Below are 23,851 nucleotides of genomic sequence, written 5' to 3'. Positions count from 1 at the left end.
GGATATTATATCAGCCATGAAGGAGCGGGCTCGTTCACGGTCTCCGGCGGCGGCTATGTTCTCGGCAATGCCTGGATCGGCAGCGACACGACCGGCTCGGGCACGGTGCTGATCACCGGCGCAGGATCTCACTGGCTTTCGATTGGCGATTTCTCGGTCGGCGACGTCGGGACCGGCGATTTCACGATTGCCGACGGGGGTCTGGCCGAAAGCGGCAACGCCATGATCGGTTTCGATACCGGCGGCCTCGGTACGGCGCTCGTCACCGGCGCGGGATCGGTCTGGTCCGTTATCGATTTCACCATCGGCGTCGACGGCGACGGGACCTTGACCCTGGCCGACGGCGGATCGGTTGATGCCGGGGCGGGCACCGTCGTTCTCGCCTCCGGGGCGGGCTCCACGGGCACGCTGAATATCGGCGATGGCGGCGGGGCGGGCAGCATTACCGCGAACTGGCTGGAATTCGGCGCCGGCACCGGCACGCTCAATTTCAACCACGATGAAGACGATTACGAGTTCGGCATCGGCATCATGGGCTCGGGCGCGATCAACCACCTCGCGGGCGTGACGACCCTGATGGGCAACGGCCTTTCCTTCACCGGTACCGGCACGGTTTCCGGCGGCCTGCTGAATGTGAACAGTCTTTTCGGCGGTGCCTGGGACGTGTTGTCCGGCGGAACGCTCGGCGGCTCGGGTTCCGTTGGCGATGCTTCCGTGGCGGCCGGGGGCGTTCTGGCGCCTGGCAATTCAATCGGTACACTGAGTATCGCGAACGATATTGCCTTCGATGCCGGCTCCTTCTTCGATGTCGAGGTGGATGCGGCGGGCAATAGCGATCTGCTGCTCGTCGGCAATACCGCGACCATCAACGGCGGCACCGTCCGCGTTGCGCCCGCCGCCGGTAGCTACGCCGCAAGCACCCAATACACCATCCTCACCGCGAACACGGTCACGGGTGCCTTCGATGCCGTGACCTCGAGCTTCGCCTTCCTCACGCCGTCGCTCACCTATGACGCGCAGAACGTCTTCCTGACGCTCGACCTCACCGCCGCCTTCCAGGATGTCGCCCTTACGCCGAACCAGTTCAACACGGCCGGCGCTGCGGAAAACCTCGGCGGCGGCAACGCGATCTACGACGAAATCCTGACCATGACGGAAGAGGAAGCCCGCGCCGCCTTCGACGCGCTATCGGGCGACGCGCATGCCAGCGCCCGCACCGGCTACTTCCATTCCGCGCGGCAGATTCGAGAGGCCCTCCTCGCCCGTCTGCGGGCCCTGTCCGGCGGCAGCTCGCAGACGGCGGACGCGGGATACGCGCCGGCAGCTGGCGATGCCCTGCCGTCCGGCACGCGCCTCTGGGGCCAGCTCTTCGGTGCCACCGGCGAGACGGATGGCGACGGCAACGCCGCCTCGCTCGACCGCGAGAGCTACGGCTTCCTCGGCGGCGTCGATCGCGACCTCGGCGAAGCGAGCCGCATCGGCGTCGCGCTCGGCTACAGCCGCTCCGATTTCGATGTCGATGCGCATGCCTCTTCCGGCGAGAGCGACAATCTCCATGTCGCCGCTTACGGCGGCACGAAGGTCGGTCCCGTCGATCTTTCGGGCATCGTCTCCTACAGCTACGGGAGCGCCGATACCTCGCGCCGGGTGATCGTCGGTGGACTGACGAACAACCTCACCGGCGACTACGACACACAGACCGTCCAGGCCGCCATCGAGGCCGGCACCGACCTCGCTCAAGGTTCCCTCGTGCTGACGCCCTTTGCCGGTCTTGCCGTCATCGGCGTCGAGACGGACGGCTTCACCGAGCAGGGCGGTCCCGCCGCGCTCACGGTTGCGAGCGCCAGCGACACCATCGGCGTCTCGACGCTCGGTCTGCGCGCCCGCCGCGAAAGCGAAACCGTCGCGCTCTCGGGTTCGCTCGCCTGGCGTCATGCCTTCGGCGACACCGATCCCGCCTCGCGCATGGCGTTTGCGTCCGCGCCCGCCACGCCCTTCACCGTCCGTGGCGTGCCCGTCTCCGAAAATGCGCTCGCCCTCGAAGCGGGGGCCGAACTTTCGCTCGGCGGGGACACGACGCTCTCTCTCGGCTATGCGGGCGAGTACGGATCGGACGCCGTGGATCACGGCCTGCAACTCGAACTCGCCTTCCGCTTCTGAGCGAGGGTGAAATTGCCGATGGCCGGTCGTCGGGGTACGACGTAACATACCGCAATGCCGGCGGGGGCATCCGGCGCGGGGGGCCAAAGTGAAAGTTGCGGGGGGCGATACACCGGCGGGTGAAGCTGCAGGGCTGGTCGACAAGGTCTATGCGACGGTGCTCGAACCCGGCCGCTACGACGAATTGATGGCCGCCTGGGAGCGCCACATCGCCGACGCCATCCGCGAACTCGATGGCCCGGAGATGGATGCGCGTGGGCCTGCCGATCGCGACGAGATCGAGCGGCACTTTCTCAATGCCTTCACCATTCTCGAACGGCTTGGCCGGCCGCTTGAAGACCGGCGTCCGATCGAGGCGCTGGTCGAGGCTGATCCCCGGCCCACCATGCTGCTCGGCAGCGGCGGGCGCATCGTCGCGGCCAACGGTGCCGCTTCCGAACTCTTTGCCGCCGCCACCGGACAGTCGCTCGACGCGCTGCCGGTCGATGCCGACGGCATGCGCCAGATCCGCGAAGCGCTGGCGCGGATGGGTACCGAGCCGCCGGGGCGGCTGCTGGCGGTAGCGCGCGCCTTTTCGGCCCGTGACGGTTCAGCCTTCATCGTCGCGCTGACGCGCGCGCCCGCGCGCGACGGCGATGCGCCGCTCGGCCTTCTCAGTGTCGCCGACCTTGCGTGGAACGACCGCATCGGCGCCGTGTTGCGTCAGGCCTTTGGACTCAGCGAAGCCGAATGCGAAATCGCGCGGGCGCTGATGGCGGGCGCCTCGGCGCGCGAAATCGCCGATGCGCGCAAGAGCTCGATCGAGACGGTCAGGACGCAGATGAAGGCCGTGCTGCGCAAAACAGAAGCGCATTCGCAAGGCGAGCTGATCCGCATGACGGCGGCGCTGGCGCAATTCGACATGGGTGGCGATGGCCGCATCATGGCGCGCGGGCGCCGCGCTGCGGCGCTGTTCGACGTGTTGCGGCAGGGCTCGCGAAAGCTCGTCTACACGCGGATCGGTGCGCCGCAGGGCCGGCCGGTGCTTTTCGTCCACGGGATGCTCGACGGCTACGCCGCGCCGCTTTTCAACCGCGAGGCGCTCGCCGCCCGCAACATCAATCTCATCGTTCCGGCGCGTCCGGGCTTCGGCGGATCGGATCACGACGGCGAGGCGGAAGGCGCGCCGGAGCGTTTCGCCGCCGATGCCGAGGCGCTTCTCGATCATCTTGGCATTGCGCGCTGCCCGGTGCTCGGCCATCTCAGCGGCGCGCTTTATGCCTATGCGATCGCTGCGCGCATGGGATCGCGCATCCCGCATATTCTCAACGTTTCGGGCACCGTGCCGGTCACCTCGGGCGCGCAGATTTCGGCATTGGCGCCGCGCCAGCGCATCGTCGCCTACACGACGAAATATGCGCCGCGCTTCTCGCGGCTGATCCTGCGCGCCGCCGTGGCGCTGATCGACAGCGGCGGCCATCACGCCTTTATGAAGGCGCTCTACGAAAGTGCCGTCGCCGACTGGCCGGTGGCGCAGCGCGCCGACTTGCTGCCGCATCTCAGCGACGGTTACGACTTCATGGTGGCGCAGGGCTACAAGGCCTTCGAGATCGACGCCCGGCTGTTGATGCAGGACTGGAGCCGGTATGTGGCGCCCGTCACCCAGCCGGTGACGCTGCTGCACGGGCCGCACGATCCGGCGGTGCCGGTCTGGTCGGTTCGCGATTTCGCCGGCCGCTACGCCAATATCGTGCTGCATGAGGTCGCGGATGCCGGACAACTGATTTTCTTCGCCCGGCCCGATCTCGTGCTCGACCGGCTGGAAGCCGCGCTCCGGGCACCCTGATTCCATCCCTTTGCCGTCCCGTCCGGCGCATACCCCATCCGGGGTATGCGGGCCTTGCCGCTCCCGGTCCCTAATCCGCCCATCGAAATTTCCGTGAGCGGGCGCCTGTCGCGCCCGCCGCGGACGGTTGGGGGGTATGAAAGATGGGCAAGACGGTCGGACGGCAAATGGTGGCGTCGCGGCGCAACCGGCGCGGCATGTTGATGGCGACGACGGCGGCGCTGGCATTGATGTCGGGGCCGGCGCTGGCGGTCGACGGGCAATGGCTGGCCAATCCCGCCAGCGGCAGCTGGAACAGCGGCCTCAACTGGTCGAGCAATCCGACCGTTCCCGATGGCGCGATCACCTTCGGGAATTCGACCGAGACCACCATCGGCGTCAACGGCATCCATACGCTCGACAGCATCACATTCGGCAACCCGTCCGATGCCTTCACCATCAATCTGAATGCCGGCGCCAGGTTCTCGTTCGAAGGCGACGGCATCGTCAACAACGGAATCGAGACCCAGACGTTCAACACCAGCAACAGCAGTACGAGCATTCGCTTCTTCAACGACTCGACTGCGGGCACCAACACGGAGTTCAACATCAATTCCGGAGGGATCTATTTCTATAACAACAGCTCGGCCGCCGGCAGCTCGATCACGAGCAACGACCTGATCCATTTCGGGTTCACGGCGACCGCGGGCAATGCCACCATCGTCAACGATGCCTTCGGCTCGCTGCTTTTCTACGACGAGACAAGCGCGGGCTCGTCCACCATCACCAACAACAGCTACATGGCGGCCTCGGGAACCGCCACGCTCGACACGGCGACAATCGAAAACGCTGCCCAAATGGACCTTTCCGAAGAGGTCACCGCAGGTTCCGCTTTGCTGACGCTTCTGAACGGCAGCGTCACGACCTTCCGGGACGAGGCCACGGCGGGCACCTCCACGATTTCGGCTGAGGCAGGCAGCGAACTGAACTTCCGGGGCAACGCGACGGCGGCATTGTCGGAAATCGACAATTCGGGCGAAGTCAATTTCGAGGACGACAGCACGGCGGGCGGCGCCACGATCACGACCCGCAATGGCGGCTTCCTCAACTTCATCGCCGATGCGATCGCCGGTACTGCCGAACTGATCTTCGAGCATGGCGCAACCGGCGTCTTCGACGAAGACAGCTCGGCCGACGATGCCGTCATCGACGTCCAGGGCGACGGCGTCGACTATGCCGAGCTTTATTTCCGTGGCAATGCCAGCGCCGGTGCGGCGACCATCGAAGTCGGCGGCTACATCGACTTTGAGGACAGCTCGACGGCCGGCAGTGCCGAAATCACCAACACCGCCGACGGTAGTACGCGCTTCTTCAACTCATCCACGGCCGGCAGCGCCAGCATCATCAACAATGGTGGCCTCCACTTCAGAGACGATAGTTCGGCGGATGAAGCGAGCATTGAAAACAATGGTGTTCTGACCTTCGGCGACTCGGCCAGCGGCGGCACCGCCGTCATCGTCAACATCAACATGGCCGAGTTCACCCAAAGTTCGACCGCCGGCAGCGCCGAGATCGAGAATGAAGGCGATCTCTTCTTCCGGGATACGGCTTCGGCGGGCGACGCCGTCATCACCACGACCAACGGCGGCACGGTCGATTTCCGTAACGCGGCGACGGGCGGCACGGCGCAGTTCATCGTCGAGGCGGGCGGCATCTTCACCACCGAGAATCTCAATGCCGCCAGCCTCGAAGTCGGTTCGATCGCCGGCGCCGGCGATTTCACGCTCGGTCTCGGCAAGGAGCTGATCGTCGGCGGCAACAACCTCTCGACCGTGGTTTCGGGCGTCATTTCCGGCGTCGGCGGTTCGCTGACCAAGACCGGCACCGGCACGCTGACGCTGTCGGGCATCAACACGCATACCGGCGGCACCTCGGTTCAGGAGGGCACACTGCTGGTCAACGGCGTCCTGCCCGACGTCTCGGTTTCCATCGACGGCATACTCGGTGGCAGCGGCAGCGTTACAGGCTCGATCAATGTGATGAATGGCGGCGCGGTCGCGCCGGGCAATTCGATCGGTACCCTGCAGGCCGACAACGTCGCCTTCGCCGCCGGAACGTTCTTCGATGTCGAAGTCGACGATCAGGGCAACAGCGACCTGCTGCAGGTCGACAATCAGGCGACGATCAATGGCGGCACGGTGCGTGTCTTCGCCGAAGCCGGCGATTATGCGCCGAGCACGCTTTACACAATTCTGACCGCCAACGATGTCGTCGGCGTTTTCGACGCCGTGACCTCGAACTTCGCCTTTCTCACGCCGTCGCTCACCTATGACGCGCAGAACGTCTTCCTGACGCTCGACGTGACGGCGGTATTCCAGGACGTGGCATTGACGCCCAACCAGTTCAATACGGCCGGCGCCGCCGACAATCTCGGCGCGGGCAATGCGATCTTTGACGAGATTCTCGTCATGACCGAGGAAGAAGCCCGCGCCGCCTTCGATGCGCTCTCCGGCGAGGCGCATGCGAGCGCCCGCACATCCTTCTTCTTCTCGGCGCAACAAATCCGCGAGGCTCTCCTCGCCCGTCTGCGGGCCCTGTCCGGCGGCAAGGGCACGCGGACGGCGGCGGTGGGCTACGCGCCGGCAGCCGGCGATGCGTCGCCTTCGGGCACCGGTGTCTGGGGCCAGATCTTCGGCTCCGCCGGCGAGACGGATGGCGACGGCAACGCCGCCTCGCTCGACCGCTCCTCGGTCGGTTTCCTTGGCGGCATCGACAAATCCGTCGGCGAAGCGAGCCGCATCGGTGTCGCGCTCGGCTACAGCCGTTCCGATTTCGATGTCGATGCGCTCACCTCTTCCGGCGACAGCGACAATTTCCATGCCGCCGCTTACGGCGGCACGAAGCTCGGCTTCGTCGATCTTTCGGGCATCGTCGCCTACAGCTTCCAGCAGGCCGATACCGAACGCACGGTCATCGTCGGTGGACTGACGGATAATCTCACGGCGGATTACGACGCCCACACGGTTCAGGCCGCCGTCGAAGCCGCCACCGACATCGCGCGAGGCAATATCGTCTTCACGCCCTTCGCGGGCCTTGCCGTCACCCGGGTGGAAACGGACGGCTTCACCGAGCAGGGCGGCCCCGCCGCGCTCACCGTCGCGAGCGCCAGCGACACCATCGGCGTCTCGACCCTCGGCCTCCGCGCGCGGCGCGAAACGGAGACGCTCGCGCTCACCGGCTCGCTCGGCTGGCGCCATGCCTTCGGCGATGTCGATCCCTCGTCGCGCATGGCCTTCGCCTCCGCGCCCGCCACGCCCTTCACCGTCCGTGGCGTGCCCCTCTCCGAAAATGCGCTCGCCCTCGATGCAGGCATCGGGACGAAGCTCGGCGACCGCCTCTCTCTCGGCCTCGCCTATGCCGGCGAATACGCCTCCGACGCCCGCGACCACGGGCTGAGGGCGGAACTGCGATTCGAGTTCTAGGGGATAAGTTTTTCGACCCTCCCCCCGTGGGAGGGTCGAAATGTCCACGGCAAATTTTGGGAAGGGGTCGCGGCACCTGTCGCGAAAAGCGGGGATTACTTTTTTTTCAAAAGCCGTTTGTCCCCACCCCCCTATCCCCGGTGCCCCTGCAGCGAACCGCCCGACGAGGCGAGGGGAGCGGCCTCAAAATGCTTTGTGACATATTAATGACAGTTCGATGACAGACGGCCTAAAACATGAGAATCCCTCTCAACTAGAGCCGCCTTTCCACCATTGCCTTCGAGGCGCGCCCGCCGCATAACCACGCTGAAACTTCGCCCTTGTTCGGGCCAGCGCGACGGATGTCCTTCTATGGAAAAGCCCCAAAACCGCGTCTTCTCGGGCGTGCAGCCGACCGGCAATCTGCATCTCGGAAATTACCTCGGCGCGATCCGCAATTTCGTCGGTTTGCAGCAGACGCATGAATGCATCTACTGCGTCGTGGACATGCACGCGATCACCGTCTGGCAGGACCCGAAGGAACTCGCCGCGAACACGCGCGAGGTCGCTGCCGCCTACATCGCGGCGGGCATCGATCCGTCCACGAACATTATTTTCAACCAGTCGAAAGTCGCGGCCCATGCCGAGCTTGCCTGGATACTGAATTGCGTCGCCCGCATCGGCTGGCTCAATCGCATGACGCAGTTCAAGGACAAGGCGGGCAAGGATCGCGAGAAGGCGTCGGTCGGCCTCTACGCCTATCCGATCCTTATGGCGGCTGACATTCTCGTCTATCGCGCGACCCATGTGCCGGTCGGCGACGACCAGAAACAGCACCTCGAACTCGCGCGCGACACGGCGCAGAAGTTCAACAACGACTTCGGCGCGCAGGATTTCTTCCCGCTGCCCGAACCCCTCATCATGGGCCCGGCGACGCGCGTCATGTCGCTTCGCGACGGCACCAAGAAAATGTCGAAGTCCGACCCGTCGGACTACTCGCGCATCACCATGCGCGACAGCGCCGACGACATCGCGAAGAAGATCCGCAAGGCCCAGACCGATCCCGATGCCCTGCCCGAAACCGTCGAAGGCTTGCAGGGCCGCCCCGGCGCCGACAATCTCGTCGGCATCTATGCGGCACTCGCGGGCATGACGAAGGCAGAGGTTCTCGCGCAGTATGGCGGCCAGCAATTCTCCGCCTTCAAGCCGGCGCTCGCCGACCTCGCGGTGGAAAAACTGTCACCGATCACGGATGAAATGAAGCGGCTGATGGCCGACCCCGCCTATATCGACAACGTTCTGGAGAAGGGCGCCGTCCGCGCCCGTGCCCTCGCCGATCCCGTTATCGCACGCGTTCGGGAGATCGTCGGTTTCATATGAGCGGGCCGCCGCTTGATCGGCGGCGGCGGCGTCCCATCTAGATAAGGGTCCCGCCAGAACAATTATCCGGAGGAAGTTTCCGTCCATGTCCTTCAGTGACCGTATTGCCGGTATGCGCGAGCGCCTCCGTCACCGTTGGATGTATCGCTCCGGCGATGGCACTTCCGCAGCCGCCGGCACAGGCGCCGCGGCGAAGGCCGGCGGCCTCTTCTCGCGTCTCGACAGGCCCGGCATGCGCGGCATTCTCTGGCGCGCCGCCGCCGCCATTGTCATTGTCATCCTGCTTTATTATCCGATCGGCATGCTGATCGTTCACACGGTCGACGACGATCCGGACTTCGCGCCCTCGGCTGCCGATCTCCAGCCCGGCGGCAGCGAAGCTGTCGCCTATGCGGTTGCGCTGATCGACCGCGAAGTGAACGAGAACGCCTGGACGGCGAACGATCCGTTCTTCATGCCGGGCTTCATGCTCGACAACATGCCGAATTTCCAGCAGGGCATCATGTCCGCGCTGGCGCGCTTCGGCTTCGAACTCACCGACCAGCTCGGCCGCACGCGCGGCTCCTCGGAAGCGGATTCCGATCTGCAGCGCGCGGCGGGCCTGCTGCAATATCCCGGCAATGTCTGGATCTGGAATCCGAGCGTCTCGCTCGCGCCACGCGCCAGTTCGGAATCCCAATACCGCGAAGCGCGCCGCCGGCTGATGAACTACAACACGCGTCTCGCCGCCGGCAGCGCGAACTACGACATCCGCGCCGACAATCTGCTCGCGACGATCGAGCGCTTCGCCGCCGATCTCGGTTCATCCTCGGCCCTGATCGACCGTCATCTGACGGAAGATGCCGGCAGCCTTTTCGACTCCGGTGCCGACGACGTCTTCTACCTCACCAAGGGAAAACTTTACGGCTACTACATGATCCTGAAAGGGCTCGGCACCGACTTCGCGCCCATCATCAAGGAGCGGAACCTGCAAAAGCCCTGGAACGAGATGGTCGAGAGCTTCCGCAAGGCTGCGCTGCTCGATCCATGGGTGGTCATGAACGGCGCGCCGGATGCCCAGTTCCAGCCCAATCACCTCGCGATGCAGGGCTTTTATCTCCTTCGGGCCCGCACCCAGCTTCGTGAAATCAGCAATATCCTGCTGAAATAACATGGCTTTACCCGGCGCTTGCCCGCTGCCCCCGCCAATGGCAGCATCCGCCGCATGAGCGAATCCGAAGCACCGAGCCGTCCCGTCGCGCCGCCCAAACGGCGCAAGTTCCTCGTCGTCGTCGACGGCACGCCGGAATCCGAGGTCGCCCTCCATTTCGCGAGCCTCCGTGCGAGCCACACCAGCGGCGTTGTGACGCTTCTCGCCGTCATCGAGCCGGGCGAGGCCTCCCAGCAATGGCTCGGCGTCCAGAACATCATGAAGGAAGAGGCGCGCGAGGAGGCGGAAGAGCTGCTCCACCGGCTCGCCGCCCACGTCAACGAATATGCCGGCATCATGCCGGAACTCATCATCCGCGAAGGCAGACGCGCCGAACAGGTGATGCAGTTGATCGCGGAGGACAAGGATATCGCGATCCTCGTGCTCGCCGCCGGGCTCGGCAAGGAAGGCCCGGGGCCTCTCGTCACCATGGTCGCCAGCGCCAGCGAAAAGGCTTTCCCGATCCCCGTCACCGTTGTTCCCGGCAACCTCACCGAGGAAGCGATCCGCTCGCTGGCTTGATTCTCGGCCGCCCACGGTCCATCTATAGCGCAAGCGGCGCCGGCAGCCCGGCGCTAACCCATGAAAGTTGCAAGGGTTTTCCATGTTCATCCAGACCGAGGCGACGCCGAACCCGGCGACCCTGAAGTTCCTGCCCGGCCGCGAGGTTCTGGGCGAGGGCCGTGCCGCCGACTTCCCGACGCGCGAGGCCGCCGAGCGTTCGCCGCTCGCCATGCGCCTGTTCGCCGTCGAAAACGTGACGGGCGTTTTCTTCGGCTCCGATTTCATCACCGTCACCAAGTCGGGCGGTGAGTGGCAGCATCTGAAGCCGGCATTGCTCGGCGCGATCATGGAGCATTTCACGGGCGGCGCGCCGATCCTCTTCGCGGCTGCATCCGGCGACGACGACGCCCATGCCGCCCACGAAGGCGAGGACGGCGAGATCGTGTCGCAGATCAAGGAAATCCTCGACACCCGCGTCCGCCCCGCCGTCGCACAGGATGGCGGCGACATCACCTTCCAGGGCTATGAGCAGGGCATCGTCTTCCTCAACATGCAGGGTGCCTGTGCAGGCTGTCCTTCTTCCACCGTCACGCTGAAGCGCGGCGTGGAGAACATGCTGAAGCACTACATCCCCGAGATCGTCGAAGTCCGTCAGGTCTGAATCTGACCGCGCGTTCGATATTGCGTCTGGCCCGGCCGCGCCAACACGCTATCGTGTCGCCGTTCAATTCGAATACCCCACTGAAATCAGACGAGGAGACAGGCCATGGGCGGCAAGCTCGGCGACGAAGCGCTCGACATCATTTTCCGTCAAGCGCGCACGCATAATGGATGGACGGACGCACCCGTCTCCGACGAAACGCTGAAGCAGCTCTACGATCTGATGAAATGGGGTCCGACCAGCGCCAATTGCTCGCCGGCCCGTATCGTCTTCGTGAAATCCAGCGAGGCGAAGGAGAAGCTCGCGCCCGCGCTCTCCGAAGGAAATCTGAAAAAGACCATGGCGGCGCCCGTCACCGCCATTCTCGGCTACGATGTCGAATTCTATGAACGCCTGCCCGAACTCTTTCCCCATGCGCCCGACGCCAAGACATGGTTCAACTGGTCGAAGGAGTGGGCCGAGCAGACGGCCTTCCGCAACGGCTCGCTGCAAGGCGCCTATTTCATGATTGCCGCGCGGTCTCTCGGTCTCGATTGTGGTCCGATGTCGGGCTTCGACATGAAGAAGGTCGACGACGCCTTCTTCGCCGGCACCACGGTGAAGGTGAACTTCCTCTGCAATCTCGGTCATGGCGATCCCTCGGCACTGTTCGGCCGCAGCCCGCGCCTTCCCTTCGAGGAAGCCTGCAAGATCCTCTGATCCTCATAGTCCGGCCACGGAGCGCTCCCGCCTTGCTCATCCTCGCTTTCGATACCGCGCAAGGCGCGCTTTCCGCCGCCATCCGCGATGACGACGGCGAACTGGCGTCGGTCTTCGAACTCCGGACGCGCGGTCACGCGGAAGCGTTGATGCCGGCGCTTGAAACGCTGCTGGCGGAGGCGGCGCTCGGTTTCGGCGACCTCGACGCGCTGGCCGTCACCGTCGGTCCCGGCACGTTCACGGGGCTCCGCGTCGGACTTGCGGCGGCGCGCGGGCTCGCTCTCGCGCTCGCCCTGCCGCTGGTCGGCGTGACGACGCTGGAGGCGATTGCCGAGCCGGTCGATGTGGCGGCCGGAACCATCGTGTCGTCTTTCGATGCGAAGCGGCATGAAGTCTATCTTCAGGCCTTCTCGGCGGCTCACATGCCGCTTACCGGGCCCCTCCTCGCCGATCTCGATGAAGTCGCGGCGCATTTGCCGCCCGGCCCCCTCGTTCTGGTCGGCACGGGCTCACATCTTCTCATGGACCTGCTGAAGGAACGCGGCCATGAAATCCGGCTCGCGGATACGCGTCCGCAGCCGGACGCCGCCGCCGTCGCGCGCATCGCCATGGCGCGGCTCTCGGCGGAGGGCGTGGCCGCATTCCGCGTGCCGCCGCAGCCCCTTTATATCCGCGCGCCCGATGCCAAATTGCCGGGCGGCCTCGATCCCGGTGCGGTGGCGTAAGATGGCCGCCGTGAAAAATCGGTCCGGCGGCCCGGCGATCCGCGCCGTCGACGCGTCCATGGTCCCCCGGCTCGCCGCGCTCCATGCGCTTTGCTTCGATGAAGCATGGGACGAGGCGGCCATCGCCGGCCTCCTCGCGATGCCCGGTGCATTTGGCTGCATGGCTGGTCCCGACGACACTCCCGATGGTTTCGTGCTCGCGCGGCTTGGCGGCGGCGAGGCCGAAATCCTGACCATCTGCGTGGCGCCCGCAGCGCGCGGATCGGGTCTCGGCCGGCGCCTCCTCCAGGCTGCCGCGGCCGGCGCCGTGGCGGGCGGGGCCGAGGCTCTTTTCCTGGAAGTGGCCGAGGACAATCCGGCTGCAATCCGTCTCTACGAGCGCTTCGGTTTCGTTCTCGTCGGCATCCGGCCCGCTTATTATGTGCGGGGCGCCTCCCGGGTGGCGGCACGTACCCTCAGATACGACCTGCCGCCTCCGGAGACCCTGTCATAAATCCTTGATCGTGGAGGGGTTTTATAGGGCAGGAGCGCGGGCGGATTCTGCCGCTCGCTAATGACAAGCAGGTGGCGCTTGGCCTATGATGCTGGCGATGACAGACAAGACCACAGCCACCGCCGCTCTTCGCCCGGACGACGCGCAGAACGATCCCGAACGGATCGAAAACCTGTGCGTGGAAAAAGGCATGCGCATGACGGATCAGCGCCGCGTCATTGCACGCGTGCTCTCCGTCGCGCACGATCATCCGGATGTGGAAGAAGTCTATCGCCGCGCGGCGGCGGTCGACAGCAAGATCTCGATCGCGACCGTCTACCGGACGGTTCGTCTTTTCGAGGAGGCGGGCATTCTCGAACGTCACGATTTTCGCGACGGCCGCTCGCGCTACGAACAGGTCCCCGAGGAGCACCACGATCATCTGATAGATCTCCAGACGGGCAGCGTCATCGAATTCCACAATGACGAAATCGAACGGCTGCAGCAGATCATCGCCCGCGAGCTCGGCTTTGAGCTTGTCGACCATCGCCTGGAGCTCTACGGCGTGCCGCTCAATCGCAACAAGAAGCCGGACGGCAAGAGTAACTAGGGACGATGGTCTCTCGCCGGAACGACGGCTGGGAGAACGGGAGACGCACATGGCAACCGCGCGTGCAGCCGTACTGCTGACGGGCTTTATTCTCTCTGCCGTTCTGCTCATGCCGCTGCAATGGCTCGGCTTGAAGCTGCGCCTGCCCTATGCGCGCGCGCTGCCGAACCGCTATCACCGTTTTCTGTGCGGACTGATCGGCATTCGTGTGACGACGCGAGGGCAGCCGCATGAAGGCGGCGCCTGCCTGATCGCGGCCAATCACACATCCTGGCTCGACATCCCGATTCTCGCCTCCCTTCAACCCTGTTCCTTCGTCGCGAAAAGCGAAGTCGCCGGCTGGCCGTTTTTCGGCACACTGGCGCGGCTGCAGCGCACCGTCTTTGTGGAGCGCGAGCGCCGCACCCGCACCGCCCATTCGCGCAATGAAATCCATGCCCGCATCGCGGCGGGCGACCGGCTGGTTCTCTTCCCGGAAGGCACGTCGAGCGATGGCAACCGCGTGCTCTCCTTCAAGAGCGCGCTGATGAGCGTCGCCCAGCTCACCATCGTCAATGGCGATGAAGACCGCGAGGACGACCTTGTGGTCCAGCCGGTATCGGTCGCCTATACCCGGCTCCACGGCATGCCGATGGGCCGGTATTTCCGGCCTTTCTTCGCCTGGTATGGCGATATGGAACTTTTCCCGCATCTCTGGGAGGCATTCCGTCTCGGCCCCGTCGAGGTCATTGTCGAGTATCACAAGCCGGTCACGATCCGCGAAATCGGCAACCGCAAGGCCCTCGCCGCCTATTGCGAGGACTGCTGCCGCCGGGGCGTCACCCAAGCCCTGGTCGGCCGCTGGGACGACATGGAACCCGTCGCCGAGCTGCCGCACGAGGTGACCGCGCCGCGCGTGGCCGGCGCCTGACCGGCGGAACCGCCCAATCCATTCGCCCCAGGGCGCCGATACATGATAGGCTTGCCCATCAGTCGAGTTCCCAGAGGAGACGAGCGCACACATTGCACGATCATCAAGCGCCATCCCGTACCGTCGCATCGGAAGAGGGCCTGAAGGCCGAACCCGGCGCGCCGCGCAAGAAAATCTTCGTCAAGACTTATGGCTGCCAGATGAACGTCTATGACTCGGCCCGCATGGTCGATGTCATGGCGCCGTCCGGCTATTCGGAAGTCGATACGCCCGACGATGCCGACATCGTCATTCTGAATACCTGCCACATCCGCGAAAAGGCGGCGGACAAGGTCTATTCGGAACTCGGCCGCCTGCGCGAATTGAAGAAGGAAAAATCCGGGCGCGGCGAAGAGCTGCTGATCGGTGTGGCCGGCTGCGTCGCGCAGGCCGAAGGCGAGGAGATGCGCCGCCGCGCGCCCGTCGTCGATCTCGTGTTCGGGCCGCAGACCTATCATCGTCTGCCGGAATATGTCGCGCGCCTTGCGAATGGTGGGCCTGGCATCGTTGAGACGGAATTTCCGGCCGACGACAAATTCGGCACTCTGCCCATGCCGGAAAAGCGCAAGACGCTGGCGCGTGGCGCAACCGCCTTCCTGACCATTCAGGAGGGCTGCGACAAGTTCTGCACCTTCTGTGTCGTGCCCTATACGCGCGGCAGCGAATTCTCGCGGCCCATCGCGCGCATTCTCGAGGAAGCGCGCGCACTGGTCGATGCAGGCGTGCGCGAGATCACGCTGCTCGGCCAGAACGTCAACGCCTGGCATGGCGTGGACGAGACGGGCCGTCCGGCAACGCTCGGCCGCCTCATTCGCGCACTCGCGCAAATCGACGGACTGGCACGGCTGCGCTACACGACGAGCCATCCTCGCGACATGGATGAAGAACTCATTGCCGCGCATCGCGATGTGCCGGAGCTGATGCCTTATCTTCACCTGCCGGTGCAGTCGGGTTCGGACCGCATCCTGGCGGCGATGAACCGCCGTCACGACGCGGATACCTATTATCGCATCATCGACCGCATCCGTGCCGCAAAGCCCGACATCGCCCTCTCGTCGGATTTCATTGTCGGGTTCCCCGGCGAGACGGAAGCGGATTTCGAGGCGACGCTCGGCCTCATCCGCACCGTCGGCTTCGCGCAGGCCTACAGCTTCAAATACAGCCCCCGTCCCGGCACGCCCGCCGCGACGGAAGAAGATCAGGTGCCGGAAGACGTCAAGAGCGAACGGTTGCAGCGTCTTCAGGCACTTCTCGGCGAGCAGCAGCTGGCTTTCAATGCAGGCTGCGCCGGCCGCACCATGCCGGTCCTCTTCGACCGGCGCGGCCGTGGCGAGAGCCAGCTCGTCGGCCGCAGCCCCTATCTCCAGTCGGTTCATATCGACGACGCGCCGGAACATCTCTTCGGCAGCCTTGTCGATGTCGTGATCGAGGAGGGGCATCGAAACAGCCTGCGAGGGCGCCTGCGCGAAGAAGCGGGGGTCCTCGTCTGAAGTCGGACCCGAAGTCGGAATTGTCGGTGGTCATACGCACGTCGAAAGGACAGGGTGCAGTTGAGCGCAACAGGTGGAATGAAGACATCGAAGGGTGAAACGGGCGGCGATGACAGCCTTGTCATTGCCTTCGACGACAATCGTCTCCTGACCGAGCTTTTCGGAACCAACGACCGGCACCTCGCGCGTATTGAACAGGGTCTCGGTGTGCTCGCGACGTCGCGCGGCAACAAGCTCGTCATCACCGGCAACGCCCATGCGCGTAATCAGGCCGACCGCGTGCTCAAGGATCTTTATGCCCGGCTCAAATCCGGCCAGGAAGTCAGCACCGGCGAAGTCGAAGGAGCGATCCGCATGGCAACGGCACCCGACGCAGATCTCGCCCAGCCGCAAAGCGGCCTCGCGCGCCAGCAGATCCAGACGAAACGCCGCGTCATCGGCCCGCGCTCGCAGACGCAAGGAACCTATATCGACGCCCTGATGTCGAACGAACTCGTCTTCGGCGTCGGTCCCGCCGGCACGGGCAAGACCTATCTCGCCGTCGCCGTCGCCGTCTCCATGCTGCTGCAGAAGCGCGTCGACCGCATCATCCTGTCGCGTCCCGCCGTCGAGGCGGGTGAGCGTCTGGGCTTTCTCCCGGGCGATCTGAAAGAGAAGATCGACCCCTATCTGCGCCCGCTCTACGACGCACTCTACGACACGCTGCCGGGCGAGCAGGCAATGAAGGGCATCGAGTCCGGCGAGATCGAGGTCGCACCGCTCGCCTTCATGCGCGGCCGCACGCTGGCCAATTCCTTCGTCATCCTCGACGAAGCGCAGAACTGTACGCCCGTTCAGATGAAGATGTTCCTGACCCGCCTCGGTGAAAACAGCCGCATGGCGATCACCGGCGACCCGAGCCAGGTCGACCTGCCGCTCGGCGCAAAATCGGGCCTGCGCGACGCGCTGGAGGTTCTGGAAGGCGTTCCCGGCTGCTCGACCGTGCATTTCTCGGATGCCGATGTCGTGCGGCATCCGCTCGTCACGCGCATCGTCAAGGCCTACAATGCCCGCGAACGTGGACTTCTGGAGGGCACCAAATGAGTTCCGACGGCTCCCCGGGGCGAAAACGCAGCGACCGGTCTCACAGCTCGATTTCCGGGCTCGAGATCGAGGTTCTGCGCGAGGCCGGAGATTGGGAAAGCGGCACCGACGAAACCGTGCGCCGGGCCGCCGAACACGCCTATGCGGTGTCGCGAGGCGGCGAGGCGGCGGAACTCTGCATCGTGCTCGGCGACGATGCGCTGGTCGCGAAGCTCAACAAGGCCTATCGCGGCAAGAGCGGTCCCACCAATGTTCTGTCCTTTCCGGCCGCCGAGATGCCCGACACCGGCGCACCCGAAGCGGCCTTCGCCGGCGCGACGCCGCTTCTCGGCGATGTCGTGCTCGCGCGCGAGACGATCGTTCGCGAAGCCGCCGAACAGAAAAAGAAATTCGCAGATCACCTCTCCCACCTGACGGTGCATGGCGTGCTCCATCTCCTCGGGCACGATCACATCGAAGACGTGGAGGCCGACGAGATGGAAGCGCTCGAACGCGACATACTGGAAGACCTCGGCATCGCCGATCCTTATGACGCCGATCACACCGGACGATAAACGAAGACAATGGCCGATACGACCGACCGATCTCTCGTCGCTCCTTCCAAAGACGGTTCCTCCTATTCGCGCGGCCGCTCGCGTTTCGGCTGGCTCCGCACGCTTCTGGGGATGAACGGCACGGGCGACAGCTCGCTCCGCGAAAGCCTCGAAGAGGTAATCGAGGAGCATGAGGACATGCATCGCGGCCTCACCGCCGAAGAGCGGCATATGCTCGTCAACATCCTGAAGTTCGGCGAGTTGCGCGTCGACGATGTCATGGTGCCGCGCGCCGACGTCGTGGGCGTGGAGGAAGGTGCCTCGCTCGAGGAATGCCTCCGCCTCTTTCACGCATCGAGCCATTCGCGGATGCCGATCTACCGCGAGACGCTGGACGATCCGCTCGGCATGGTCCATCTGAAGGACGTGCTCGCCTGGCTTGCGCCGCCCGAGGAAGGCGCCCCCTCCCCCCGGCAGCCCTTTGCGTTGCGGTCGATCCGGCGCGACATTCTCTTCGTGCCACCCTCCATGCCCGCGCTCGATCTTCTCGTGAAGATGCAGGCGACGCGCATCCATCTCGCCCTCGTCATCGACGAATATGGCGGCACCGACGGTCTCGTTTCGATCGAGGATCTCGTCGAGGAGATCGTCGGCGAGATAGAAGACGAGCACGACACGGACGAAGGGCCCGCTCTCGTGCGCCGCGACGACGGCTCGATCGACGCCGATGCGCGTTGCCCGATCGAGGAGCTTGAAGAGATGATCGGCATCCGTCTGGTCGAGGAAGAATACGAAGACGATGTCGACACGCTGGCCGGCCTCGTCTTCTCGCTTCTCGGCCGTGTACCGCTGCGGGGCGAGCTTGTCCGCCACCCGGCGGGCCTCGAATTCGAGGTGAAGGACGCCGATCCGCGCCGCATCAAGCGCATGCGGATACATCTTCTGCCCACATCGGAAGATAGTTCCTCGGCCCCCGCACCGGCGGAAGGCTGACGCGTGCGGGTTGAAAGCGGCGTCGCCGCTGCCGTCTACCGCGTCGAGCGCGTCGCCACCATCCTTGCCGAACTGCGCGGCTGGCGGCGTCATCTCGCCGCTTTCGTTGCCGGCGCCCTCAGCGTGCTTGCACTCCCGCCTTACGATTTCCTTCCCGTCCTCTTTATCACCGTTCCGTTTCTTGTCTGGCTTCTCGATGGGGTCGGCGAGCCGACGCGCTCGCGCCGCCGCCGCGTCATGTGGCGGGCGGGTGCCGTCGGCTGGTGGTTCGGCTTCGGCTATTTCTTTCTGGGGCTCTACTGGGTCGGCCATGCCTTTCTGGTCGAGGCCGACAAATTCGCCTTCCTGTTGCCCGTCGCCGTCACATTGCTGCCGGCGGGGCTCGGCCTCTTCACCGGCGCGGCAGCGGCGCTTGCGCGGCTCTTCTGGTTTCGCGGCTACAGGCGCGTCGTCGTCCTCGCGCTCGCATGGACCGTCTTCGAGTGGCTGCGCGGCCATGTGCTGACGGGCTTTCCCTGGAACCTGATCGGCGAGAGTTTCACCGGCTCCGATGCGCTCATGCAGGTCGCCGCTCTGGTCGGCGCCTATGGCCTGTCGCTCATTGCATTGTTGATTGTCGGGTCGCCCGCCTCTTTCGATACAAGGGTGAGCTCTGCCCAGCACGCCGTCGACGGTGAGCTTCTCGCCGCGCCGCTGATCGCGCTTGCAAGCCTTGCGCTCCTCTGGGTCGGCGGCGCCGCGCGCCTGTCCTCGGCCGAGCTGACCTATGCCGAAGGCGTCAATGTCAGGATCGTGCATCCGAACACGCCCTTCGCCGACAACTGGAACGATCCCGACCGCCTTCTCACCATCATCGGCCAGCTCCTGCGCATGTCGCAGGAGCCGACGCCGGAGCGGCCGCATGGCATCGACGGCGGCACTGTCGTCGTCTGGCCGGAAAATGCCGTGCCTGTGCTGCTCGCGCGCGAGCCCTATGTGCTGGGCGCCATCGGCCGTATTCTGCCGGAGGGGGCTAAACTCATCGCCGGCTCAAATCGGGGTGAGCCGGAGCCGGGCGGTCCTTCGACGCGGCTGCGCGTTTTCTACAACAGCCTTTATGTCGTCGACTCCAACGGCGAGATCGCCGCGACCTACGACAAGCATCATCTCGTGCCCTTCGGCGAGTATGTGCCCTTGCGCCATTGGCTCGGCCGCATAGGCCTGCGCCAGCTTGTGCAGTTCCAGGGCAGCTTCGATGTCGGCCCCGGGCCGGTGACGCTCGCCCTGTCCGGCCTTCCGCCGGTCAGTCCCCTCATCTGCTACGAGGTCATTTTTCCCGGCGAAGTCGTCGCGCCCGGCGCGCGGCCGGACTGGCTCGTCAACATCACGAACGACGCCTGGTTCGGCAGATCCGCCGGCCCCTGGCAGCATTTTTCCCAAGTCCGCCTCCGCGCCGTGGAGCAGGGTTTGCCGCTCGTCCGCGCCGCGAACAGCGGCATCTCGGCGGTGATCGACCCCTATGGCCGTGTCGTCAAAAGCCTGCCGCTCGACGCGCGCGGCGTCATCGACGCGGCGCTTCCCGCACCTCTGCAGCCGACGCTTTATGCGCGGCTCGGGGACCTCTTCCTCGCCTTCCTGCTGATCGCCGCAGCCGGCGCCGTCTGGTACGGCCGTCCCCGCGCCTGACGTAAAGGTTGCATCCACAATGGTAGTCCTTGGGGATTTCCGCCATTTTTTGGGATGTGACTTTGATGCAAGGCTCGACTTAAGGTTGTATTCTGCAAAACCTGTCACCGGTTCGAAGGGTTCAGTGTGCCACGCAAATTGCCCAATCCGATCGATGTCCATGTAGGGGCCAGGGTCCGCATGCGCCGCATGCTGATCGCCATGAGCCAGGAAAAGCTCGGCGAGAGCCTTGGGCTTACCTTCCAGCAGGTCCAGAAATACGAGAAGGGCACCAACCGCATCGGTGCGAGCCGCCTCTACCAGATCGGCAGCGTGCTGGGTGTTCCCATCGAATATTTCTTCGAAGGAGTGGAATCCGGTGAGACAGGCGATGGTCCGTTCGAGCCGGGGGCATCCGCCGGTTTCGACATGGACGTTCTCTCCACCGCCGAGGGGATCCAGCTCAACAGCGCCTTTTTCGCCATCACAGACGCGAAACTTCGCAAGCGCATCCTCGATCTCGTGAAGACGCTGGGCGGCATGGCGGATGAAGCCGAGATGGCCGAAGACGGCAAGCTTCTCGTCTCCTGATTTCATTACGGTAAATATTCAGAGGATATGCACGTATGTGCATATCTTTTTGCGTTCGGCTGTTGACCCGGCATCCGATCCTTGTAAAAACCAGAGCCGCTGGGCCCGGCACAAGCGATATTGTCCCGCATCGGCATATTTCGAAGCCCGGCGGGCGGTTCCGCGGCATCGGGCACAAACTCATCTCAGACCCATGAGGGAGATCAACTTGGCTAGGTCAAATTTCCTGTTCACCAGCGAATCCGTTTCAGAGGGCCACCCCGACAAGGTGTGCGACAGGATTTCCGACGCCGTCGTCGATCTCTATCTGGCAGCGGACCCGTTTGCCCGCGTCGCATGCGAGACGTTGACCACCACCAACAAGATCGTGCTGGCCGGCGAAGTGCGCGGTCCTGCTTCCATCACCAAGGAAATGATCGAGGAGACGGCGCGTCAGGCCGTCAAGGCGATCGGCTACGAGCAGGAAGGCTTTCACTGGAAGAAGGCCGATGTCGAGGTGCTGCTGCACGCGCAATCCGCCGACATCGCGCAGGGCGTGGACGCCAGCGGCAACAAGGACGAAGGCGCCGGCGACCAGGGCATCATGTTCGGCTATGCCTGCACCGAAACCGACGTGCTGATGCCTGCTCCGATCATCTATTCGCATCGTATCCTGAAGCGCATGGCCGAACTTCGCCATTCCGGCGAGCGTTCGGAATTCGAACCGGATTCGAAGAGCCAGGTCACGCTGAAATACGAAAACGGCAAGCCCGTCGGTGTCACCTCCGTCGTCGTCTCGACGCAGCACAAGGCCGGTGTGAAGCTGACCGATTTGCGCGAACTCGTGCGCGCCGTTGTGAAAGACGTGCTGCCGGCCGGCTGGTTCCCGCCGGAAGAGGAATTCTACGTGAACCCCACAGGCAACTTCGTCATCGGCGGTCCGGACGGCGACGCCGGCCTCACCGGCCGCAAGATCATCGTCGACACCTACGGCGGTGCGGCGCCTCACGGCGGTGGTGCCTTCTCCGGCAAGGATCCGACGAAGGTCGACCGCTCGGCCGCCTATGCCTCGCGCTACCTCGCCAAAAACGTTGTGGCAGCGGGTCTTTCCGAGCGTTGCACCATCCAGCTTTCCTACGCGATCGGTGTCTCGAAGCCGCTCTCGATCTATGTCGATCTGCACGGCACCGGCAAGGTCGAGGAAGAAGCGGTGGAGCGCGCCGTGGCGAAATGCATGGACCTTTCGCCGCGCGGCATCCGCGAGCATCTCCAGCTCAACCGGCCGATCTACGAACGCACCGCCGCCTACGGCCACTTCGGCCGCATGCCGGAGTCGGATGGTGGCTTCTCGTGGGAGAAGACCGACCTCGCCGGCAAGCTCGAGGCGGAAATCCGCTAACGAAACGCGAGCTGCATGAGCCCGAGAAGTTCACATCTGGGCAGTGCCGCGGAAAAGTCCCGGCGTCATGTCTATGGCCGGACCAAGGGCAAGAGCCTGCGGTCCCGCCAGGCGTATTTGATGGAGACCCTCTTCCCGAGGGTCTCCATTTCGCTTGAGGACAAAGCCATCGATCCTCGCGCGCTGTTCGGCGCGCCGGAGGAAATCTGGCTTGAGATCGGCTTCGGCGGCGGCGAACACCTGGCGCATCAGGCGTCGCTTCATCCCGGCATCGGCTTTCTCGGTTGCGAGCCCTTCGTGAACGGCGTCGCCAAGCTTATCGCGGAGATCGACGAGCGCGGCCTCGGCAATGTCCGCATCCTCAACGACGACGCACGCTTTCTTCTGGAGCGGCTCGTTCCGGCATCGCTCGCTCGCATCAATATCCTCTATCCCGATCCCTGGCCGAAAAAGCGCCACAACAAGCGCCGCTTCATCAATGACGAGACGCTGGCCTTCCTCGCCCGCGCTCTGAAGCCCGGCGGCGAATTGCGCTTCGCCAGCGACATCCCCGATTACATCGCCTGGACCCTCGCCCATATCGCCCGCTTCAACCGCGAGAACGGCGAAACCTTCATCTGGACGGCGGAAAAGCCGGCCGACTGGCGCACCCCCTATGAAGGCTGGCCCGGAACGCGCTATGAGGCGAAAGCGATCCGCGAAGGCCGCACCCCCGTCTATCTCTCCTTCCGCCGCGCCTGAAATCCGGGCCCGCGCGCCCCTTGCCCTCGCCCCCTAAAAGGCGCTATATAGGCGCCAATCAAGTCAGCGACGCTCTCAGAGTGGGCTGTCTCCGGAAACGGGGGCCCGCTTTTTTTGTTTCTGGGGCCTCGTTGATGCATTCGGTTTGGAGAACGGCCTTTGGCCACGGGTCTCGACAAAAAGCCTGACAGCGGCGCGGCAGACCTTGCCGCGCTCGACACGCATCTGATCGCGCCGCCCGGCGTGGCGCGTCAGGTATTCGACCTGTTGCGCGGCCCGGCCGAAGGCGCGGAATTCGAGATCGTGCGGGTGCGCTTCGGCGCGCAGGACGGTCAGACGCTGCAGATCATGGCGGAACGTCCCGACGGCTCGATGTCGGTCGAGGATTGCGCGGAACTCTCGCGCATGCTTTCGGCCGTGCTCGATGTCGAGGACCCGATCCCCGGCGAATACAATCTCGAGATCTCGTCGCCCGGCATCGACCGGCCGCTGACGAGGCCGAAGGATTTCGAACGCTGGCAGGGTTTCGACGCCAAGATCGAATTGTCGGAAGCCCTGTCGGGCCGCAAGCGCTTTCGTGGCCTGCTGCAGGGCGTCGAAGACGGCGAAGTTCTCGTTGAGTGCGATATCGAAGGTTTTTCGGAGCCGCAGGTTCTCGGTCTGCCGTTCCGTCAGTTGAGTGAGGCGAAGCTCGTGATGAGCGACGATCTCATAAGGGAAAGTCTCAAAAGACAGGGCAGGGCGCCAGACGCCTCCGACGATGCCCCCTCCGACGGAGAATAAG

At 64.6% G+C, this 23,851-nt stretch carries 21 protein-coding genes; all 21 read left to right on the top strand.

Features of this window, described 5'->3' with window-relative positions; all coding sequences use genetic code 11:
- The coding region (locus Q8S60_RS16350; RefSeq protein ID WP_305668723.1) for an autotransporter domain-containing protein at positions 1–2,160 on the top strand (2,160 nt) is incomplete at its 5' end.
- Positions 2,161–2,248: 88 nt separating this feature from the next.
- On the top strand, positions 2,249–3,985 hold the full coding sequence (locus Q8S60_RS16345) for an alpha/beta fold hydrolase (RefSeq protein WP_305275437.1): 1,737 nt from the start codon (positions 2,249–2,251) through the stop codon (positions 3,983–3,985).
- Positions 3,986–4,128: 143 nt separating this feature from the next.
- Positions 4,129–7,446, top strand: coding sequence for an autotransporter domain-containing protein (locus tag Q8S60_RS16340; RefSeq protein ID WP_305275438.1), 3,318 nt, complete (start codon positions 4,129–4,131; stop codon positions 7,444–7,446).
- 351 nt (positions 7,447–7,797) lie between these two features.
- Complete coding sequence (gene trpS, locus Q8S60_RS16335; protein WP_305275439.1) at positions 7,798–8,805, top strand: tryptophan--tRNA ligase; 1,008 nt, start codon at positions 7,798–7,800, stop codon at positions 8,803–8,805.
- 85 nt (positions 8,806–8,890) lie between these two features.
- Positions 8,891–9,955 carry a DUF2333 family protein gene (locus tag Q8S60_RS16330; protein ID WP_305275440.1) on the top strand — a complete coding sequence of 355 codons (1,065 nt, stop codon included), beginning with the start codon at positions 8,891–8,893 and terminating at the stop codon, positions 9,953–9,955.
- Between the two features lie 54 nt (positions 9,956–10,009).
- Positions 10,010–10,516 (top strand): universal stress protein, encoded by a 507-nt coding sequence (locus Q8S60_RS16325; protein WP_305275441.1) that lies wholly within the window; start codon positions 10,010–10,012, stop codon positions 10,514–10,516.
- 82 nt (positions 10,517–10,598) lie between these two features.
- Positions 10,599–11,159 (top strand): NifU family protein, encoded by a 561-nt coding sequence (locus Q8S60_RS16320; RefSeq protein ID WP_305275443.1) that lies wholly within the window; start codon positions 10,599–10,601, stop codon positions 11,157–11,159.
- 105 nt (positions 11,160–11,264) lie between these two features.
- A complete protein-coding gene (locus Q8S60_RS16315) occupies positions 11,265–11,858 on the top strand; it encodes a malonic semialdehyde reductase (RefSeq protein WP_305275444.1) in 594 nt (197 codons plus the stop codon).
- A 32-nt stretch (positions 11,859–11,890) separates the two neighbouring features.
- Entirely contained in the window at positions 11,891–12,583 is a 693-nt protein-coding gene (gene tsaB / locus Q8S60_RS16310) for a tRNA (adenosine(37)-N6)-threonylcarbamoyltransferase complex dimerization subunit type 1 TsaB (RefSeq protein WP_305275446.1), read from the top strand.
- Position 12,584: 1 nt separating this feature from the next.
- Positions 12,585–13,076 carry a GNAT family N-acetyltransferase gene (locus Q8S60_RS16305; protein WP_305668722.1) on the top strand — a complete coding sequence of 164 codons (492 nt, stop codon included), beginning with the start codon at positions 12,585–12,587 and terminating at the stop codon, positions 13,074–13,076.
- 190 nt (positions 13,077–13,266) lie between these two features.
- Positions 13,267–13,665: a Fur family transcriptional regulator gene (locus Q8S60_RS16300; RefSeq protein WP_370867261.1), complete on the top strand. Its 399-nt coding sequence runs from the start codon at positions 13,267–13,269 to the stop codon at positions 13,663–13,665.
- A gap of 49 nt (positions 13,666–13,714) precedes the next feature.
- Entirely contained in the window at positions 13,715–14,575 is an 861-nt protein-coding gene (locus Q8S60_RS16295; protein WP_305668721.1) for a 1-acyl-sn-glycerol-3-phosphate acyltransferase, read from the top strand.
- 92 nt (positions 14,576–14,667) lie between these two features.
- Complete coding sequence (miaB, locus tag Q8S60_RS16290) at positions 14,668–16,104, top strand: tRNA (N6-isopentenyl adenosine(37)-C2)-methylthiotransferase MiaB (RefSeq protein WP_371134395.1); 1,437 nt, start codon at positions 14,668–14,670, stop codon at positions 16,102–16,104.
- A gap of 78 nt (positions 16,105–16,182) precedes the next feature.
- A complete protein-coding gene (locus tag Q8S60_RS16285) occupies positions 16,183–17,187 on the top strand; it encodes a PhoH family protein (protein ID WP_305275453.1) in 1,005 nt (334 codons plus the stop codon).
- Positions 17,184–17,741 (top strand): rRNA maturation RNase YbeY, encoded by a 558-nt coding sequence (gene ybeY, locus Q8S60_RS16280; protein WP_305668720.1) that lies wholly within the window; start codon positions 17,184–17,186, stop codon positions 17,739–17,741. Before Q8S60_RS16285 ends, ybeY begins: the two co-directional genes overlap by 4 nt.
- 9 nt (positions 17,742–17,750) lie before the next feature.
- Complete coding sequence (locus Q8S60_RS16275; protein ID WP_305668719.1) at positions 17,751–18,713, top strand: hemolysin family protein; 963 nt, start codon at positions 17,751–17,753, stop codon at positions 18,711–18,713.
- Positions 18,714–18,716: 3 nt separating this feature from the next.
- A complete protein-coding gene (lnt, locus tag Q8S60_RS16270; RefSeq protein ID WP_305668718.1) occupies positions 18,717–20,378 on the top strand; it encodes an apolipoprotein N-acyltransferase in 1,662 nt (553 codons plus the stop codon).
- Between the two features lie 126 nt (positions 20,379–20,504).
- Positions 20,505–20,948 (top strand): helix-turn-helix domain-containing protein, encoded by a 444-nt coding sequence (locus Q8S60_RS16265; protein ID WP_305275460.1) that lies wholly within the window; start codon positions 20,505–20,507, stop codon positions 20,946–20,948.
- A gap of 208 nt (positions 20,949–21,156) precedes the next feature.
- Positions 21,157–22,326, top strand: a complete 1,170-nt coding sequence (gene metK, locus Q8S60_RS16260) for a methionine adenosyltransferase (RefSeq protein ID WP_305275462.1) — start codon at positions 21,157–21,159, stop codon at positions 22,324–22,326.
- 15 nt (positions 22,327–22,341) lie between these two features.
- Positions 22,342–23,067: a tRNA (guanosine(46)-N7)-methyltransferase TrmB gene (trmB, locus tag Q8S60_RS16255; RefSeq protein ID WP_305275464.1), complete on the top strand. Its 726-nt coding sequence runs from the start codon at positions 22,342–22,344 to the stop codon at positions 23,065–23,067.
- A gap of 159 nt (positions 23,068–23,226) precedes the next feature.
- Positions 23,227–23,850, top strand: coding sequence for a ribosome maturation factor RimP (gene rimP / locus Q8S60_RS16250; RefSeq protein ID WP_305275466.1), 624 nt, complete (start codon positions 23,227–23,229; stop codon positions 23,848–23,850).
- The last annotated feature ends 1 nt before the right edge of the window (position 23,851 follow it).

This window comes from Parvibaculum sp. (assembly GCF_030694575.1).
Lineage (GTDB): Bacteria > Pseudomonadota > Alphaproteobacteria > Parvibaculales > Parvibaculaceae > Parvibaculum.
Note: the sequence above shows the minus strand (reverse complement) of the source record. Positions and strands in the feature narration are given on the sequence as shown.

Excerpts from the sequence above, each read along its gene's own strand:
- Q8S60_RS16300 (WP_370867261.1), top strand. The coding sequence starts at position 13,267 with ATGCGCATGACGGATCAGCGCCGCGTCATTGCACGCGTGCTCTCCGTC.
- Q8S60_RS16315 (WP_305275444.1), top strand. The coding sequence starts at position 11,265 with ATGGGCGGCAAGCTCGGCGACGAAGCGCTCGACATCATTTTCCGTCAA.
- Q8S60_RS16320 (WP_305275443.1), top strand. The coding sequence starts at position 10,599 with ATGTTCATCCAGACCGAGGCGACGCCGAACCCGGCGACCCTGAAGTTC.
- Q8S60_RS16285 (WP_305275453.1), top strand. The coding sequence starts at position 16,183 with ATGAAGACATCGAAGGGTGAAACGGGCGGCGATGACAGCCTTGTCATT.
- Q8S60_RS16330 (WP_305275440.1), top strand. The coding sequence starts at position 8,891 with ATGTCCTTCAGTGACCGTATTGCCGGTATGCGCGAGCGCCTCCGTCAC.
- trmB (WP_305275464.1), top strand. The coding sequence starts at position 22,342 with ATGAGCCCGAGAAGTTCACATCTGGGCAGTGCCGCGGAAAAGTCCCGG.
- Q8S60_RS16325 (WP_305275441.1), top strand. The coding sequence starts at position 10,010 with ATGAGCGAATCCGAAGCACCGAGCCGTCCCGTCGCGCCGCCCAAACGG.
- ybeY (WP_305668720.1), top strand. The coding sequence starts at position 17,184 with ATGAGTTCCGACGGCTCCCCGGGGCGAAAACGCAGCGACCGGTCTCAC.
- Q8S60_RS16295 (WP_305668721.1), top strand. The coding sequence starts at position 13,715 with ATGGCAACCGCGCGTGCAGCCGTACTGCTGACGGGCTTTATTCTCTCT.
- trpS (WP_305275439.1), top strand. The coding sequence starts at position 7,798 with ATGGAAAAGCCCCAAAACCGCGTCTTCTCGGGCGTGCAGCCGACCGGC.
- Q8S60_RS16275 (WP_305668719.1), top strand. The coding sequence starts at position 17,751 with ATGGCCGATACGACCGACCGATCTCTCGTCGCTCCTTCCAAAGACGGT.
- Q8S60_RS16305 (WP_305668722.1), top strand. The coding sequence starts at position 12,585 with ATGGCCGCCGTGAAAAATCGGTCCGGCGGCCCGGCGATCCGCGCCGTC.
- Q8S60_RS16340 (WP_305275438.1), top strand. The coding sequence starts at position 4,129 with ATGGGCAAGACGGTCGGACGGCAAATGGTGGCGTCGCGGCGCAACCGG.